The organism is Pseudomonas sp. NFACC25 (assembly GCF_900100935.1).
Classification (GTDB): Bacteria; Pseudomonadota; Gammaproteobacteria; order Pseudomonadales; family Pseudomonadaceae; genus Aquipseudomonas; species Aquipseudomonas marginalis.
In genome coordinates this window covers 41,308-58,870 of sequence record NZ_FMUC01000009.1, presented here as the reverse complement: position 1 = coordinate 58,870, position 17,563 = coordinate 41,308, and the positions used below count along the sequence as shown (strand labels likewise).

10 protein-coding genes are annotated in these 17,563 nt (G+C 62.1%); 3 read left to right on the top strand and 7 right to left on the bottom strand.

Annotation, left to right across the window (positions count from 1 at the left end; all coding sequences use genetic code 11):
- Positions 1-92 precede the first annotated feature (92 nt).
- Positions 93-404: a YqfO family protein gene (locus BLQ09_RS20150; protein WP_092358338.1), complete on the bottom strand. Its 312-nt coding sequence runs from the start codon at positions 402-404 to the stop codon at positions 93-95.
- Between the two features lie 4 nt (positions 405-408).
- A complete protein-coding gene (purL, locus tag BLQ09_RS20145) occupies positions 409-4,305 on the bottom strand; it encodes a phosphoribosylformylglycinamidine synthase (RefSeq protein ID WP_092358336.1) in 3,897 nt (1,298 codons plus the stop codon).
- A gap of 286 nt (positions 4,306-4,591) precedes the next feature.
- Here purL and mltF point away from each other — a divergent pair, with 286 nt between their 5' ends.
- A complete protein-coding gene (gene mltF / locus BLQ09_RS20140; protein ID WP_027605438.1) occupies positions 4,592-6,052 on the top strand; it encodes a membrane-bound lytic murein transglycosylase MltF in 1,461 nt (486 codons plus the stop codon).
- A gap of 40 nt (positions 6,053-6,092) precedes the next feature.
- Here the strand turns inward: mltF and BLQ09_RS20135 are convergent, their stop codons facing one another.
- The 5 genes from BLQ09_RS20135 to treP form a co-directional block, all read right to left on the bottom strand.
- Positions 6,093-6,371 carry a PTS sugar transporter subunit IIB gene (locus BLQ09_RS20135; protein WP_027605437.1) on the bottom strand — a complete coding sequence of 93 codons (279 nt, stop codon included), beginning with the start codon at positions 6,369-6,371 and terminating at the stop codon, positions 6,093-6,095.
- A 2-nt stretch (positions 6,372-6,373) separates the two neighbouring features.
- The gene (ptsP, locus tag BLQ09_RS20130; RefSeq protein WP_092358334.1) at positions 6,374-8,899 is read right to left on the bottom strand and encodes a phosphoenolpyruvate--protein phosphotransferase; all 2,526 of its coding nucleotides are present in this window, start codon (positions 8,897-8,899) and stop codon (positions 6,374-6,376) included.
- Positions 8,900-8,960: 61 nt separating this feature from the next.
- Positions 8,961-10,181 carry a maltoporin gene (locus BLQ09_RS20125; RefSeq protein ID WP_092358332.1) on the bottom strand — a complete coding sequence of 407 codons (1,221 nt, stop codon included), beginning with the start codon at positions 10,179-10,181 and terminating at the stop codon, positions 8,961-8,963.
- Positions 10,182-10,345: 164 nt separating this feature from the next.
- On the bottom strand, positions 10,346-11,992 hold the full coding sequence (gene treC / locus BLQ09_RS20120; protein ID WP_092358330.1) for an alpha,alpha-phosphotrehalase: 1,647 nt from the start codon (positions 11,990-11,992) through the stop codon (positions 10,346-10,348).
- Positions 11,993-12,048: 56 nt separating this feature from the next.
- Complete coding sequence (treP, locus tag BLQ09_RS20115; RefSeq protein ID WP_092358328.1) at positions 12,049-13,491, bottom strand: PTS system trehalose-specific EIIBC component; 1,443 nt, start codon at positions 13,489-13,491, stop codon at positions 12,049-12,051.
- Between the two features lie 239 nt (positions 13,492-13,730).
- Between treP and treR the strand changes: the two genes are divergently transcribed.
- The gene (gene treR / locus BLQ09_RS20110) at positions 13,731-14,435 is read left to right on the top strand and encodes a trehalose operon repressor (protein ID WP_092358326.1); all 705 of its coding nucleotides are present in this window, start codon (positions 13,731-13,733) and stop codon (positions 14,433-14,435) included.
- Between the two features lie 65 nt (positions 14,436-14,500).
- Positions 14,501-17,560 carry a membrane-targeted effector domain-containing toxin gene (locus BLQ09_RS20105; protein ID WP_092358324.1) on the top strand — a complete coding sequence of 1,020 codons (3,060 nt, stop codon included), beginning with the start codon at positions 14,501-14,503 and terminating at the stop codon, positions 17,558-17,560.
- The last annotated feature ends 3 nt before the right edge of the window (positions 17,561-17,563 follow it).

Below are 17,563 nucleotides of genomic sequence, written 5' to 3'. Positions count from 1 at the left end.
ATTGAGGCTTTGACACCGGGTTCATGAGCACCCACAAAAAAACCCGCTGGCCAACCTGGCCCAGCGGGTTTCTTGTATCTACAGCCGGCGGATCAGAAATCCGCCAACGGCCACACTTCATAAGCCGGTGTCTCATAGGGGTGGCTGAGCTTCAACGCAGCGACCACCGCGTTGATCAACGCATCGGCCACCACCAACTCGACCTTCCATTCTTCAACCACTTCAACCTGGCCAACCTGCCCGATAAACGGCTGGCTGCCGTCCAACGCGCGAAACTGGCCCTGGCCCAGCACTTGCCAGGCGCAGCTGTCGTAGTCGCCGATGCGCCCGCCGCCAGCGGCGAAGACGGCGGCTTTCACCGTCTCCACATGGCTGTCGGGCACAAAGAAGGCAAGCTTGTACACCGCCTTAGTTCACCCACACACGGGCGTTGCGGAACATGCGCATCCACGCGCCGTCTTCGTTCCACTCTTCCGGGCGCCACGAGTTCTGCACGGCGCGGAACACGCGCTCCGGGTGCGGCATCATGATGGTCACGCGACCGTCGCGGCTGGTGAGGCCGGTGATCCCGCGCGGCGAGCCGTTCGGGTTGGCCGGGTAGCTTTCGGTGACCTTGCCGTGGTTGTCGACGAAACGCATGGCCACGCAGCCGGACAGATCGGCTTCGAGCAAGGCTTCTTCGCTTTCGAACTCGGCATGGCCTTCACCGTGGGCGATGGCGATCGGCATGCGCGAACCGGCCATGCCTTGCAGGAAGATCGAGTTGGATTCCTGCACCTGCACCATGGCGACGCGGGCTTCGAACTGCTCCGAGCGGTTACGCACGAAGTGCGGCCAGAACTCGCTCCCCGGGATCAGCTCGTGGAGGTTGGACATCATCTGGCAACCGTTGCACACACCCAGGGTGAAGCTGTCGTTGCGCTCGAAGAAGCCCTGGAACGCGTCGCGGGCACGGCTGTTGAACAGGGCCGACTTGGCCCAGCCTTCGCCTGCACCCAATACGTCGCCGTAGGAGAAACCACCGCAGGCCACCAGGCCCTTGAACTCATTGAGGTCAACGCGACCGGCGAGGATGTCGCTCATGTGCACGTCGATCGCATTGAAGCCGGCGCGGTCGAACGCGGCCGCCATTTCCACCTGGCCGTTGACGCCCTGCTCACGCAGCACGGCAACCTGTGGGCGGATGCCTTTCTTGATGTACGGCGCGGCGATGTCCTGGTTGACGTCGAAGCTGAGCTTGGTGCTCAGGCCCGGGTTGTCTTCTTCCAGGATCACGTCGAATTCCTGCTCGGCGCAGTCGGCGTTGTCACGCAGGCGTTGGATCTGGTAGCTGGTCTCGGCCCACTGGCGTTGCAGCAAGCGGCGCTGGCCGGCAAACACGGTGTCGCCGTTGAACGAGATGTTGATCTCGCCGTTGTTGATCGGCTGGCCGATCACCGCCACGCAGTCGTCCAGGCCAGCGGCGCTGAACTGTGCGAGTACGTCCGGGGTTGCGTCCTGGCGAACCTGGATCACTGCACCCAACTCTTCGTTGAAGAGGATGCCGTTGATTTCAGAGGCGTCCTCGGCAACGCTGTCGAGCACGATGTTCAGGCCGCAGTGACCGGCGAAGGCCATCTCGACCACGCTGGTCAGCAGGCCACCGTCGGAACGGTCGTGGTAAGCCAGCAGGTGGCCGTCGGCGTTGAGGCCCTGGATCACGGCGAAGAAGGCTTTCAGGTCTTCGGCGTCATCCACGTCCGGCGCCTGTTTGCCAAGCTTGCCGTGGGTTTGCGCGAGGATCGAGGCGCCCATGCGGTTCTGGCCACGGCCGAGGTCGATCAGGATCAGGTCGGTGGTGCCCTTGTCCATGCGCAGTTGCGGGGTCAGGGTCTGGCGGATGTCGGTGACCGGCGCAAAGCCGGTGACGATCAGCGACAGCGGCGAGGTGACGCTCTTGTCCACGCCTTCATCGTTCCAACGGGTGGCCATGGACATGGAGTCCTTGCCCACCGGAATGGTGATGCCCAGTTCCGGGCACAGCTCCATGCCGACCGCTTTTACGGTGTCGTACAGACGCGCATCTTCACCGGGGTGACCGGCAGCGGACATCCAGTTGGCCGACAATTTGATGTCGGACAGCTTGCCGATGCGCGACGCGGCGATGTTGGTGAGGGTTTCACCAATGGCCATGCGGCCCGACGCCGGGGCGTCCAGCAGGGCCAGCGGCGTACGCTCGCCCATGGCCATGGCTTCACCGGTGTAGACGTCGAAGCTGGTGGCGGTGACGGCAACGTCGGCCACCGGCACCTGCCATGGGCCGACCATCTGGTCACGGGCCACCAGGCCGGTGATGGTGCGGTCGCCGATGGTGATCAGGAAGCTTTTGCTCGCCACGGCCGGGTGGTGCAGCACACGTTCGATGCTGTCGGCCAGGTCCAGGGCGCTTGGGTCGAAATCATCGCCCAGCTCGGTTTCACGTACCGCCGAACGGTGCATGCGCGGGGCCTTGCCCAGCAGCACTTCGAGGGGCATGTCCACCGGGCTGTTGCCGAAGTGGCTGTCGGTGACCGTCAGTTGCGGCTCGGCAGTGGCTTCGCCGACCACGGCAAACGGGCAACGCTCGCGTTCGCAGATGGCCTGGAAGCGCGCGAAGTCTTCAGGGCCGACCGCCAGTACGTAACGTTCCTGGGATTCGTTGCTCCAGATTTCGTGCGGGGCCATGCCCGGCTCGTCGTTTGGAATGTTGCGCAGTTCGAAGCGGCCACCGCGGTCGCCATCGTTGACCAGCTCCGGGAAGGCGTTGGACAAACCGCCGGCGCCGACGTCGTGGATAAAGCTGATGGGGTTCTTGTCACCCAACTGCCAGCAACGGTCGATGACTTCCTGGCAGCGGCGTTCCATCTCAGGGTTTTCGCGCTGTACGGAAGCGAAGTCGAGGTCTGCCGAGCTGGTGCCGGTGGCCATGGAGGAAGCCGCGCCGCCGCCCAGGCCGATCAGCATTGCCGGGCCGCCGAGCACGATCAGCTTGGAGCCGACCAGGATCTCGCCTTTCTTGACGTGTTCTTCACGGATGTTGCCCATGCCGCCAGCCAGCATGATTGGCTTGTGGTAGCCGCGCACTTCATCGCCACGGGGGGTGGTGATGGACTGTTCGAAGGTACGGAAATAACCGGTCAGCGCCGGACGCCCGAATTCGTTGTTGAACGCGGCGCCGCCCAGCGGGCCTTCGATCATGATGTCGAGCGCCGTCACGATGCGCTCAGGCTTGCCGTACGGCACTTCCCATGGCTGTTCGAAGCCCGGGATCTGCAGGTTGGACACGGTGAAACCGGTCAGGCCGGCCTTTGGCTTGGCGCCACGGCCGGTGGCACCTTCGTCGCGGATCTCGCCGCCGGAACCGGTGGCTGCGCCCGGGAACGGGGCAATCGCGGTCGGGTGGTTGTGGGTCTCGACCTTCATCAGGATGTGCACCGGCTCCTGCACCGCGCCGTACTGGCGGGTTTCAGGGTCCGGGAAGAAACGGCCGGCAACCGAGCCGACGATCACCGAGGCGTTGTCCTTATACGCCGACAGAACGCCTTCGCTGTGCATCACGTAGGTGTTCTTGATCATGCCGAACAGGCTTTTTTCCTGGCTCTCGCCGTCGATGTCCCAACTGGCGTTGAAGATCTTGTGACGGCAATGCTCGGAGTTGGCCTGGGCGAACATCATCAGTTCGATGTCGTGGGGGTTGCGCTTCAAGCCGGTGAAGGCGTTGACCAGGTAGTCGATCTCGTCTTCGGCCAGGGCCAGGCCCAGCTCGGTGTTGGCCTTCTCCAGCGCAGCGCGGCCACCGCCCAGCACGTCAATCGCGGTCAGCGGCTTGGGTTCGGCGTGGCTGAACAGGCCGGCAGCCTGTTCCAGCTGGCTGACGATGATCTGGGTCATGCGGTCGTGCAGGCTGCTGGCGATCAGCTCGGCCTCGGCGTCGCTGAACCCACCTTCGACGTAGAACGCGATACCACGCTCCAGGCGCTGGATCTTCTCCAGGCCGCAGTTGCGGGCGATATCGCTGGCCTTGCTCGACCAGGGCGAGATGGTGCCGAACCGTGGCAGAACCAGGAACAAGCGGCCGGTCGGCTCTTGAACGGGAACGCTTGGGCCGTACTTCAGAAGGCGTGCGAGCACTTGCTGTTCGTCGGCGGTCAAGACGCCGGTAACGTCGGCGAAGTGAGCAAATTCAGCATACAGGCCTGTAACCGCTGGAACCTTCTGGCTCAGTTGTTCAAGGAGTTTGCTGTGGCGAAAGGCAGAAAGGGCAGGAGCGCCGCGCAGGATCAACATCTTCGGGACAGCCTCGGGAAGGGGTGTGCTTTGAGGCCGTGCATTCTAGCGTAAACCATCGCCAACGGCACCCGAAACGGCACCGCTGGCGGCTGCCGAACGTCAGTTAACACGGTTTGCACGCTATCGGGGCGTTATCCAAGGCATTCCGCGCAGTTATTTTAACCGTCACAATCGGGCGCCAAGCCACGTTTCTGCGGGCTGCAGCACAGTTTTGGCGGCGCTAGCAGACAAGTCCGCCGCTGTCGAGATATGGCGCCGTGGGCCGTTTGCGTATACTGCGCAGATGTTCTCCCCAACTGCTTTGCGCCCGCGATGCGCCAGATGGCTCATCGTCACCGGACTCTTCCTGATGCTCAGCGCCTGTGTTGATAAACCCAGCACGCTCGAGCGAATCAAGGAGGATGGCGTATTGCGGGTGATTACCCGAAACAGCCCGGCGACTTACTTCCAGGACCGCAACGGTGAAACCGGTTTCGAATACGAACTGGTCAAGCGTTTTGCCGATGACCTGGGCGTGAAGCTGGAAATCGAGACCGCCGACAACCTCGACGACCTGTTCGGCCAGTTGGGCAAACCCAACGGCCCGGTGCTCGCCGCGGCCGGCCTGGTCAGCAGTGAGCAACGCCAGCAACAGGTGCGGTTCTCCCACCCTTACCTGGAAGTCACCCCGCAGATCATCTACCGCAACGGCCAGTCACGCCCGACGAACGCGGCGGACCTGGTGGGCAAGAAGATCATGGTGCTCAAGGGCAGCACCCACGCCGAACAACTGGCCGCGCTTAAGAAGCAGAACCCTGCCATCGAATACGAGGAATCCGATGCCGTCGAGGTGGTCGACCTGCTGCGCATGGTGGACGAGGGGCAAATCGACCTGACCCTGGTGGACTCCAACGAAGTGGCGATGAACCAGGTGTACTTCCCCAACGTACGGGTGGCGTTCGACCTCGGCAATGCCAGCAACCAGAGCTGGGCCGTGGCCGCCGGCGACGACAACAGCCTGCTCAACGAAATCAACAGCTACCTGGACAAGGTGGAAAAGAACGGCACCCTGCAACGCCTTAAAGACCGCTATTACGGGCACGTCGATGTACTCGGCTATGTCGGCGCCTACACCTTCGCCCAGCATTTGCAGCAGCGGTTGCCCAAATACGAGAAGCACTTTCGCGCCTACGCCAAGGAAGAAAAAGTCGATTGGCGCCTGCTTGCGGCCATCGGTTATCAGGAATCGCTGTGGCAACCGGCGGTCACCTCAAAGACCGGCGTGCGCGGCCTGATGATGCTGACCCAGAACACCGCCCAGGCCATGGGCGTGTCCAATCGCCTGGATGCCAGGCAAAGCATCATGGGCGGCGCCAAGTACCTGGCCAAGATCAAGGACGAGCTGGACGACAAGATCGCCGAGCCCGACCGCACCTGGTTCGCCCTCGCCGCTTATAACGTCGGCACCGGCCATCTGGACGACGCGCGAATCCTGGCGAAGAAGGAAGGCCTGAACCCGAACAAGTGGCTGGACGTGAAGAAGATGCTGCCGCGCCTGTCGCAGAAGCAGTGGTACAGCAAGACCCGCTACGGCTACGCCCGGGGCGGCGAGCCGGTGCACTTCGTGGCGAACATCCGGCGCTACTACGACATCCTGACCTGGGTGACCCAGCCGCAGCTGGAGGGTAACCAGGTGGTGGAAGGTAATCTGCATGTGCCGGGTGTGGATAAAACCAAGCCGCCGGAAGACACTCCGCAACTCTGACCGCAACATTTCAGACACCACCTTTTGATCGCTACATGGATCAGAGGCCGGTGATCAGGTGGACCACTCCTCCCGCCAACACCATCACGCCCGCCACACCCGCCGCTTTCAACGCCGCCTCATCCAACCGCCCCGCATCCTGCAATTGCACCCGCACCCGCGTCAGCGCCACACGCTGCTGCGACCTGAGGTTATTCGCACCGCCCAGCGCACTCAGCACCTCGGCCGACAACAGCCCCTGTGTCGGCACCGCCACCGTCTCGGCAATCAAATCCGGGGTCAGGGCTTTCCAGAACGCCCGCTGCAATTTCTCGAACATGCTCAGTGCTCCACGACAGGTGAGGTTTCAACGGTGGCCGCGTGGTAGAGGCGCAAGGCCTCGCGTACCTGGACGGCCTCTTCCAGGCCCAGTACCTGACGGGCAATGGTCTGGCAGCCGGCCAGGTCCAGCCCGCGCACGGTGGCCTTGATGGTAGGGATCAGCGGCACACTGACCGACAGTTCATCCACCCCCAGCCCGAGCAACACCGGCACCGCCAGGGCTTCGGACGCCAGTGCGCCGCATACGCCCACCCACTTGCCATGGGCATGGGCGGCCGTGACGGTGGTGGCGATCAGGCGCAATACCGCCGGGTGAAAGCTGTCGGCCTGGCTGGCCAGGCGCGGGTGATCACGGTCCATGGCCAGGGTGTATTGGGTCAGGTCGTTGGTGCCGATGGAGAAGAAATCCACATGGGGCGCAAACACATCGGCCATCAGGGCCGCAGACGGCACCTCGATCATGATGCCCAGTTTGGGCAACGCGCTGAGCCCAAGGGCCTGGGCTTCTTCCTCCATAATCTGGCGGGCCAGGTGCAGCTCCGACAGCAGGCTGACCATCGGCAACATGATATGCAGGCGTGCCAGCCCGGCACTGGCGAGGATCGCGCGCAACTGTTCACGCAACAGCTCCGGGCGCTCCAGGCACAGGCGTATACCGCGCAGGCCCAGGAACGGGTTGGTTTCACTGTCCATCGGCACGTACGCCAGGGGTTTATCGCCGCCGACGTCCAGGGTGCGCACCACCAGATTGCGCTCGGTGCCCAGGGCACGGGCGATGGCGCTGTAGGTGGCGGCCTGCTCATCCACGCTTGGGGCGCGATTGCGATCCAGGTACAAAAACTCCGAGCGCAGCAGGCCGACGCCTTCGCCCCCGAGGGCCAGGGATTGCTCCACTTCCTGCAACGAAGCGACGTTGGCGCTCACCTCGACGTGATGGCCGTCGCGGGTAATCGCCGGCACTGACGCCTGCGCCACATCACGCTGACGTCGCAGCACGTGCTGCTTACGCGCAGCTTCCAGCTGTTCGATCTCGGCCAGGTTGGGGTCCAGGTGCAGCTCGCCCTTGTCGGCATCGAGCAGGACCTGTTTGCCATTGGCCAGCGCCAGCACTTCAAGCCCGACCCCGCATATGGCAGGCAGGCCCAAGGCCCGCGCCAGGATCGCGACATGGCTGGTCGCCCCGCCGCCGACGGTGACAAACCCCAGCACTTTTTTGGGATCGAGGCTGGCGGTTTGCGAAGGCGTCAGTTGCTCGGCGACCAGGATCGCGCGGTCGGGCAGGTCCCAGGCGCGGTCTTGAATACCGAGGATCAGTTTCAGCACGCGCTGACCGACATCCGCCAGGTCCGCCGCACGTTCGGCCAACAGGGCATTGCCCAGGTTCTGGAACAGCTGGGCAGTGGCAACCGTGGCGCTGTTCCAGGCGAACGCGGCGCTCTTGCCTTCGGCCAGCAGGCCATCGGCTTGTTCCAGCAGCGTCGGGTCTTCAAGCAACTCCTGATGGGCACGAAAAATCTCCGCCTGGGCACTGCCCGCCGCCTGGGTTTGCAGGGCTTGCAGCGCTTCGGTTGCAGCCAGCAAGCCACGGTCCAAAGCGGCGCGCTCGAACGCCTCGCCAGCGCCCTGTTCAATCACCTTCAGCTCGGGCTCAGCAACCTGGACCACTTGGCCAAACGCCGATCCCGGCGATGCGCAAACGCCTCGCAGCAGCGTCGCCGACGATACCGGCAGGGGCGCTTCAAGCTGTGCAGCCGGTGCCGCGATGGCCTCGCCGCAGCCTTCAAGCAACAGCGCGACCAGCACCTGGATCGCCGCCTCGGCGTCGTCACCGGCCGCACTCACTTGCAAGGTATCGCCCTGCACGGTTTGCAGCGCCATGATCGCCACCAGCGACTTGGCGTTGGCACTCTGGGTTTGCTTGTGCAGGTAAATGCTCGCGTTAAAACCTTTCGCCGCCTGGGCCAATACGGCGGCCGGGCGCGCGTGCAAACCGTTGGTGTTGGGCAAGGTCAACGGTTTTGAGAAGCGTGCATCGCCCTCCTCCTCATCGGCCTCCTCTACCCGGTTGCCGGGCGCAACCTGCAACACCGGTTGGCCCAATTCCACCAGGCCGCTTGCCAATGGCGTGAACGGCTCGCCGCTGACCACCAGCATCAAGGTCAGCAAACTGCGTGCGTGGAGTGCCACATAGTCGGCATCGAATTCGATCAAGGCTTGCCCGGCCTCCACCCGCTGGCCTTCCTCGACCAGGCGGGTGAAGCCCTTGCCCGCCAGGCTCACGGTGTCCAGGCCGATATGCATCAGCACCTGCACGCCGTTGTCGTCGGTGACGCTGACCGCATGCCCACTGTCCTGGATATTGCTGATCACCCCGGCCAGGGGCGCACACAGGGTCTGCGAGGTGGGATCGATGCACAGGCCGTCGCCGATCATGCGGCTGGCGAACACCGGGTCAGGCACCTTGTCCAGTGCCAGCAGCACGCCGGACAAGGGCGCCAGCAATTCCAGGGGTTGAGTTGCGGTCATGACGTCACCTGCTGTTTTGTTCTGTAAAGATCCTTGGGTGGATGCCTATCCCATGGATGACTTATTTCCACCAGTATTCAACCTGCACGCCCACGTTCGACCCATGCCGCGCGGTGCCATAGGCGCCGGTGTCGGACAACGCCGAACCCGCCGCCAGTTCATTCGCTGCACGCTTGGCCGCTTCGTTCCAGGTCGCATAGGTGTAGTACAACCGCACTTCCGGCCGCGCCCAGAAATCCGGGCCGTTGGGCGACCAGGTCGGGGCGAAGGTAAATTTGCTCAGCTTGCGCGTGCCGCCGGTGGCATCGACCTGATCATGCCCAAGCTCGGTGACCAGTTTGAATTGTTCGCTGATCGCATACGCGGGGCGTACGCCGATGGACATCCAGGTCTGGTCCTGGCTGCCGGGGCGAATATCCTTCTGGTACACCGCCTCGATCTGCCCTCCAAAACGCGGGGTCACCTGCCAGTCGAAGAACTCCACGGCGCGATAACTTTTGCTGCTGTTATCCAGGAAGGTACTGCCGGTGTAGCCCAGGCCGGTGCCGGGGCCTTCGCCGTACTGCAAAGCGAATTTGTTCTTGCCGCCCAGGAAGGGTTTTTGCACATGCTGCGCGGTGAGTGCCCAGCCGCTGTGGGTGTCACGCCCACCGGCCTTTTCGATATGGCTCAAGCCCAGCTCCAGCTCGCCGCCGGGGTTGGTCTTGAAGCCCGCGACGTTGAAGTCGTGACGGGTGGCGTATTCCTTCTGGTACAGGTTGTCCTTGCGCGAAATGGCGTAGCTGTACTTGAGGTCGCCGATCAGCACGTCCTCGATTCCGCCGCCGGTGGCGCTCTGGTTCCAGTAGTAGAAGTCGGAAATATGGATGTCATTGCGTTTGTAGTAACGCCGACCGGCCCACAGCGAACCGCCATTGAGGGCTGGCAGGTTCGACCACTGCGCATACATCTGCGGCATGCGCGCCGAGCCGTTGTCTTCGCCCTGGAATTTAAGGGCGCGGTCGTATTGGTTGTACAGCGATGCCATGGCGTCGACGCTGAGCACCGAGCCGTCGTCGAGGGTCAGCAGGTCCTGACGCAGTTCCAGCTCGGCGTACTGCTCGCATTCGTTGCCCAGCCGGTATTTGGTTTGCGCCCCCGGCAACTGGAAACACTGCTGCTTGCCACTGCCTGTCGACGTCCCCGCACCGCTGCGCAAGTAACCGGCAAATTCCAGGGCCTGCGCGCCGAATGGCAGGCTCAGGCAGGATGCAACGAGGCCCAGCTTTATTGTTGTTTTCATGAATGCTCCTTCTATTTTTATTGTTTTATTACTGTCCTTGCACGACACGATTCCCTGTAGGAGCGAGCTTGCTCGCGAAGAACGCTAACGATTACGCAGCGATACTGGTTTAACGCGGCGCTCTCAGGTTTTTCGCGAGCAAGCTCGCTCATACAGGGGGCGTATCAATCAATCAGGTGCAGCACGAACGATTCGTAGGGACGCAAGACGACCGTGGCCGTGCGTGGTGGGCAGTCGGGGTAGTTGCTGATCAGCAGGCGTTGCTCGGTCGCTGCGCCGATCACGTCGCCAGGCAGTTGGATTTCACAGGGCTGGCCATAGAAGTTGTTCAGCACCAGCAGGCGCTCGCCGTGGCCTTCGCGCAGGTACGCCCAGACCTGCAAATGGTCTTGCAGCAGTTGGCGGTAAACCCCTTCTTGAATCAGCGGTTCGTGACGACGCAGGGCGATCAGCGCGCGGTAGTGATGCAGCACGGAGTCGGGATCGTCGAGCTGGTGTTCAACGTTGATCTGCGCGGCATTCGCCGGGAGGCCGATCCAGGGCTCGCCGGTGCTGAAACCCGCATTCGGCTGCGCGTTCCACTGCATGGGCGTACGGCCGTTGTCGCGGGACTTCTGCATGATCGCCGCCATGCTCGCCGCTTCGGATTCACCGGCATCGCGCTTGAGGCGGAAGATGTTCAGGGTCTCCACATCGCGGTACTGATCGATGCTGTCGAAGCCCGGATTGGTCATGCCCAGTTCTTCGCCCTGGTACACGAACGGCGTGCCCTGGAGGAAGTGCAGCGCGGTGGCGAGCATCTTGGCCGAGACCACGCGATGCTCGCCGTCGTCACCAAACCGCGAGACCACCCGGGGTTGATCGTGGTTACACCAGAACAGCGCGTTCCAGCCGCCACCGGCCTGCATGCCCAGTTGCCAGTCGGAGAGGATCTGCTTGAGTTGCAGGAAGTCGAAGTCAGCCTTCACCCACTTCTGCAGGTTCGGGTAATCGACTTTCAGGTGATGAAAGTTGAAGGTCATCGACAGCTCTTTCGACTCTGGCCGCGAGTAGCGAATGCAATGTTCAAGGCTGGTGGACGACATCTCGCCGACGTTGATCAGGTCATGGCCTTCAAATACTTCGCGGTGCATCTCCTGCAGGTATTCATGCACGTTCGGGCCGTCGGTGTAGAAGCGGCGGCCGTCGCTGTTGTCTTCGGGGAAATCGGCGGGCTTGGAGATCAGGTTGATCACGTCCAGGCGGAAACCGCCCACGCCTTTGTCACGCCAGAAGCGCATCAACTTGAACACCTCGGCACGCACCTGGGGGTTGTCCCAATTGAGGTCGGCCTGGGTGTGGTCGAACAGGTGCAGGAAGTACTGGCCGGTTTGCGCCTCGTATTCCCAGGCCGAACCGCCGAACTTGGATTCCCAGTTGTTCGGCTGGTCGCGCCAGATGTAGAAGTCGCGGTAGGGGTTGTCGAGGCTGCTGCGCGCCTGCTGGAACCACTCATGCTCGATGGAGGTGTGGTTGACCACAATGTCGAGCATCAGCTTGATGCCACGCTTGGCCGCTTCGCTGATCAACCGGTCGCAGTCGGCCATGGTCCCGTAGCTGGGGTCGATGGCGTAGTAGTCGCTGATGTCGTAGCCGTTGTCCCGTTGCGGCGAGCGCAGGAACGGGGTGATCCACAGGCAATCCACGCCCAGCCATTTGAGGTAGTCGAGTTTGTCCACGATGCCCAGCAGGTCACCGGTGGCGTTACCCGCGTGGCTGTGGAAGCTCTTGGGGTAGATCTGGTAGATCACCGAGTGTTGCCAGTCTTGCATGGTGGGTTCCTTCAATAGAGTTTTGTGCTGGCCTCTCGGGCCTTGATGGCGATTGATCAGGCGACGCGATAACCCGGCCGAACAATCTTCATGCTCAACGCACAGGTCAGTGCAAACGGCACGACCATCGCGATGACCATCCCGATCACAAACATCGCGATGGATTGCGGCACGATCGAGATAAACCCAGGTAAACCACCGACGCCGATGGCCGAGGCCTGCACCTTGTTCAGCGACAGGAAAATGCTGCCCAGCGCCGAGCCCACCAGGGCCGCATAAAACGGAAACTTGAAGCGCAGGTTCACCCCGAACATCGCCGGTTCCGTGATGCCGAAGTAGGCGGAAATCGCCGAAGTCGAGGCCATGCTTTTATCCCGCGCATTGCGGGTGGTGTAGAACACCGCGAGCGCGGCGCTGCCCTGGGCCAGGTTGGACATCACGATCATCGGCCAGATAAAGGTGCCGCCCTGGGTGGAGATCAATTGCAGGTCCACGGCGAGGAACATGTGGTGCATGCCGGTGATCACCAGCGGCGCATACAGCAGGCCGAAAATCGCTCCGCCAACCATCGGTGCCAGGTCAAACAGGGTGACCACGCCTTCGGTGATCAGGATGCCGAGGTGACGGGTCACCGGGCCGATGATCGCCAACGCCAGCACGCCGGTGACGACGATGGTGGTGATCGGCACGACCAGCAATTGAATGGCGTTGGGTACGCGAGCGCGCAGCCATTTCTCGATGACGCTCATCACATACGCCGCCATCAGGATCGGCAGGATCTGCCCCTGGTAGCCGACTTTCTCGATCTTGAACCAACCGAAAATATCGAAGTACGGCAGGCTCTGGCCGTCGAGCCCGGCAACCGCCTTGCCGTAGTTCCAGGCATTGAGCAGATCGGGATGCACCAGCATCAGGCCGAGCACGATGCCGAGGATTTCACTGCCGCCAAAGCGCTTGGCCGCCGACCAGCCCACCAACGCCGGCAGGAACACGAACGAGGTGTTGGCCATCAGGTTGATCAGGCTCCACAGGCCATCCAGGTTCGGGTAGGCCTCCAGCAGCGTCTGGCCCTCGATGAACATGCCCTTGGCGCCCATCAGGTTGTTCACGCCCATCAGCAGGCCGGCGATGATCAACGCGGGCAGGATCGGCATGAACACATCGGAGAACACCCGTACCAGGCGCTGCATGGCGTTGGTCTTGTCGGCGCCCTTCTTCTTCACATCGGCGATGGTGGCGGCGGCGAGGCCGGTCTGTTCGCGCAGGGCGGCGTAGACCTTTTCCACTTCGCCGGGGCCGATCACCACCTGGAACAAACCGCCGGTGAAGAACGAGCCCTTGACCAGATCGACCTGATTCAACGCGCTGCCGTTGACCAGGCTCGGGTCCTTGAGCGCCAGGCGCAGGCGGGTCACGCAGTGGGCAGCTTGCTCAAGGTTGTCGCTGCCCCCGAGGTGCTCGAGGATCTCGCGGGCAATGTTGGAATAGTCGTGGCTCATGCTTGGTTTCCACTTTGATTTTTTTATTTGGGGGGCAGTCATTGGCAGCACGCCGAAGGCAAAAGTACTCGTACAGACGAGTTAAAGCAACAACTCGTCTGTACGAGTTTGATTTTGTTTACTCCCTATAGGACACCGCTGCGCTGCAAGCCGCAGAAATCCTTGGGTCTAATGGACAAACCGCCGCTCTGCCTCTAAGGTTCCTGCCTTGAACGCCAACGCGGCACAGAGCCCTACCCATGAGCAAATACAACCAGATCTATACCGATCTGCTTGCCAGCATCACCACCGAACGCCTGCAACGCGGCACGCGCCTGCCTTCCGAAACCGAATTGATGGACAGCTACCAGGCCAGCCGAGGCACCGTGCGTCGCGCCATCGAGCAACTGCAGGAACGTGGGTTTGCGCAAAAGATCCACGGCAAGGGCACCTTCGTGCTCTCGCCCAACCCGATTGAGTTCCAACTCGGCGGCATCGTCAGCTTCCACGAAACCCACGCCGACCTGGGCGATGACGTACGCACCGAAGTGGTCGAATTCACCCAGCTCCCCCTGGAAGGCCCGCTGTTGCAACACATCGAGGCCGAACCCGGCAGCGTCATCACACGCATCAAACGGGTACGGCGCATCGGCGGCAAACGGGTGATCCTCGACATCAACCACTTCGTCGCCGACCTGATCCCCGGCCTGGACCAGGCGATTGCCGAACAGTCGATCTACGCCTTCATCGAGCAGACCTTGCAACTGCAGATCAGCTACGCCCAGCGCACCATCGAAGCCCTGCCCCGCAGCAAGGACGACCAGACGCACCTGGACCTCGAAGGTCAGAGCCATGTGATCGTGGTGAGCAACCAGACGTTTTTGCAGGACGGGCGGCAGTTCGAGTACACCGAGTCGCGGCATACGTTGGATAAGTTTTACTTCTCCGATATCGCCAGGCGCTAACTATCTACCCAACGCCCGTCTAAACGGCTTGGCATGCTCGGCTCTTCCCCCTTAAGGAGAGCAGCATGCCGCTTGCCAATACCTCCCCCGCCGCTCAGCAACAACTCAGGGCCCTGGCGCCCATCGTGCTGGATGCGTGCCCGAACATGCAGAGGATGGCCATCGAGGCCGCCCGCGAGATTCTCGCAAAACACGGTCTGGCGACCCTGGATCCCGATCACGTGCACTGGCACCGCTTCAACGGCGGCGTCGGTGATCCGGCGACGTTTACGGGCTGGAGCCACAACGAAAAACCCCAGGCGTCGATGACGCTGACGCAGTTGGTCATTCACCGCTTCGAGGTCCATGACCAGGACAATGCCGACCTGCTCGACGGGGATGGTGGCTTTTATCGCGAGGGTGCCGAGGCGCGGCTATTCGATCAGCATAACGAAGTGCCGCTGTCCGCCAGCGCGGTGCTCAAGGACTTCTGGGCGATCAATTTCAGCGATCGCTACACCACGCGCATGGATGTATTCTGGCGCGCTCACTTCGATGATTTTCGCACCCTGGCCAAAGTCAACTGCCTGGCCGAGGCCCTGCAAGCACAACAGGCCGGGCATCTCAGCAAGTCGCAGTTGCAGACGGTGATTCGAGCCCTGGCCAGCAATCTGTGCTGGCCCCCAACCCTGTCCAACCTGCAAGCCAAGGCCACTTCAGCCGGCGGACTGCGTGTTGCGGCGCTGGATACTGGTGGACATACCGCCACGGATATCCTGCGCATCGTCGACGGCGATGGCCGGCAAATTCTCTACGTTCCGGGTGAGTCCCAGGCCTTCCACTGTTTCGAGACCGCAGCTGACCTGCATTTCTGGCTGCTGAACCAGACCAGCCACCCGGATAATCGCGCACGCTTCATGGCTCACTTTCCACTGTCGGCCCAGGTGCAGCAGGACGACACCGATGCCGTGACGTGGAAACAGATGCTGCTCACCCCCGTGCTGATCTATCGCACCGCCCAGGCCCTGGCGGGTACCCTGCCGCCGGACTGGGTGGACAAGGGCCTGTCCCACCAACTCGACCAGTTGTTTGTCGACTGGGGCACCTGGGACCACCGCCTGATCAATCAAGCCGACCAGACCATCGAGGACGATGCCTTTACCTGGCTGGCGCAATCGAGTCAGACGCGCATGCGCAACGACGCGGATTTTTCCCTGCGCAGCAATGGCGACCTGCGCAAGAAACTCTGGATTGGCTACCTCAACGCCTTTGGCAAAACCTTCGGCCCGATGGCCGTGGTCGGCTGGCCGGTGGCATTGGTGGTGGTGGGGGCCAGTGCGGCAAATCTTGGCCTGAACATCGACCAGGCCATCAACGGCAAGACCCCGGCCGAACGCCACGCCGGGGAGCTGGGCGCGATATTCAGTGCCATCGATACGCTGTTTAACCTGGCACTGTTGAAAGCCGACGGGGTCATGCCCGATATCGCCGAAGCAGCCGACACCCTCGCAACGGAGCCCATTGAGCTGACGCCGCCCACAGCGCCCGCCAGCGCGCCGTCGATGCCTGAGCCTGCGGTACCTGCCACCTACCAGGCCAACCTGATACTGGAAGGAGAACACCTGGATACCGCCCCCGGAAAATTCCAGCAGGTCTATAGCCTGCGGACCTCCGACGGCATGCCTCAGCAAGCCATCCTGATGAACGACCAAGCCTATTACGTACGCTACGAAGCCGACCCCAACGGCCGTGGGCATTGGGCGATTGTCGACCCGAACAACCCCCATGGCTTTTCCGGCGCGCTGCCGGTGCGCCTGAACGAACTCAACGAATGGGAACCTGTGCCCCACAGCAACGGCTTGAAAGGCGGAGGGGTAAACTCCAGCAAAAGTGCCCGGGGGCCGGCCCCCTCGCGGGTTCCGCCACCGCCACAAGCGATGACCACGCCCCCCCACTCACTGCGCAGGGTGACCAGCCCCTTCGATACCCCGCCATCCACCCGCCCGGAAGTGAAACGCTGGGCAATGGGCCTCACTGAAACCCATGTTCACAGCCGCTTCGGCCGCATTGACCGCTTCACCTACTACTTCGGCACCACCCACAGCAAACTGCTGCAATCGGCGAAAGATTTCTACAATGAACTGTCCTGGACCCGCCTGCCACCTCGGCCGGACATCCCCGCCTTTGAACCGACAACGGCCTTCGAAGAAGTCCTCGAACGCCTGCCCGAAGACCTACCGGGCTACGTCATCGGCGAAACCCTGGACCGTATCAGCAGCACCCGCCTGCTGATCAACAATATGCCGCTCTTCGCGCGCAAGGGCGTGAAAACCCTGTATATGCGGCGCCTGCTCAACGACTTCGCCCAGGATGATCTAAACCACTACTTCCAGACCGGCGAGATGTCCGAGGACCTGGAAAGCTACCTTGGCAAGCTGGGCACCGATCCATCCGGGCGGTTCAACGAACTGGAACTGGTCAAGACCGCCAGGGCCAATGGCATACGCGTGCAGGCTATCGACTGCGCAGCCCATTACAAATACCCCACCCCTATCGCCGATCTTTCAGAGCAGGTGATGAGCAATTACCTCGCCCACATCCTTATTCAAGCCGACAGAGCGCTGAACGGCAGCGGTAAATGGCTGGTACTGACCGGCGCCAGAAACATCAACACCTTCAATGGATTCGCCGGTCTCAGTGAACTGGAAGGAGGTATCGGTCTGCGTATAGAAGAGGTCTTTCCGGAGCAAGGCAACGAGGTGCGTATCGACCCCGGTATCGCCATTGATCGCGACAGCGCCCCCCGTCATGAAAGCATCGGTGACAGCTTCGACACCTTGAATGCCGACCTGCGCGTACAAGTGGAAGCGCCGCCGGTGCACAGGACGCTGGAGCAACAGCAGCGACTGCTGTTTCGCAAGGGCATGTACCTGATCGACGAAAACCAGGGCAACTACACCCTGCGGCATCACAGCAGAGACAGGGGCATCGTTGCGACACCCATCAATCGGCTGGCCGACGGCAGCTTTTACATCGACCGCCCGGCCTGGGCAGGCGTGCATGACATACGGTTCCCCACGCTGGAACAGCTGTCCAGCGCCCTTACCAATATGGGCATGAGCCTGCAAAGTCGGCTTCCTGCCTGACAG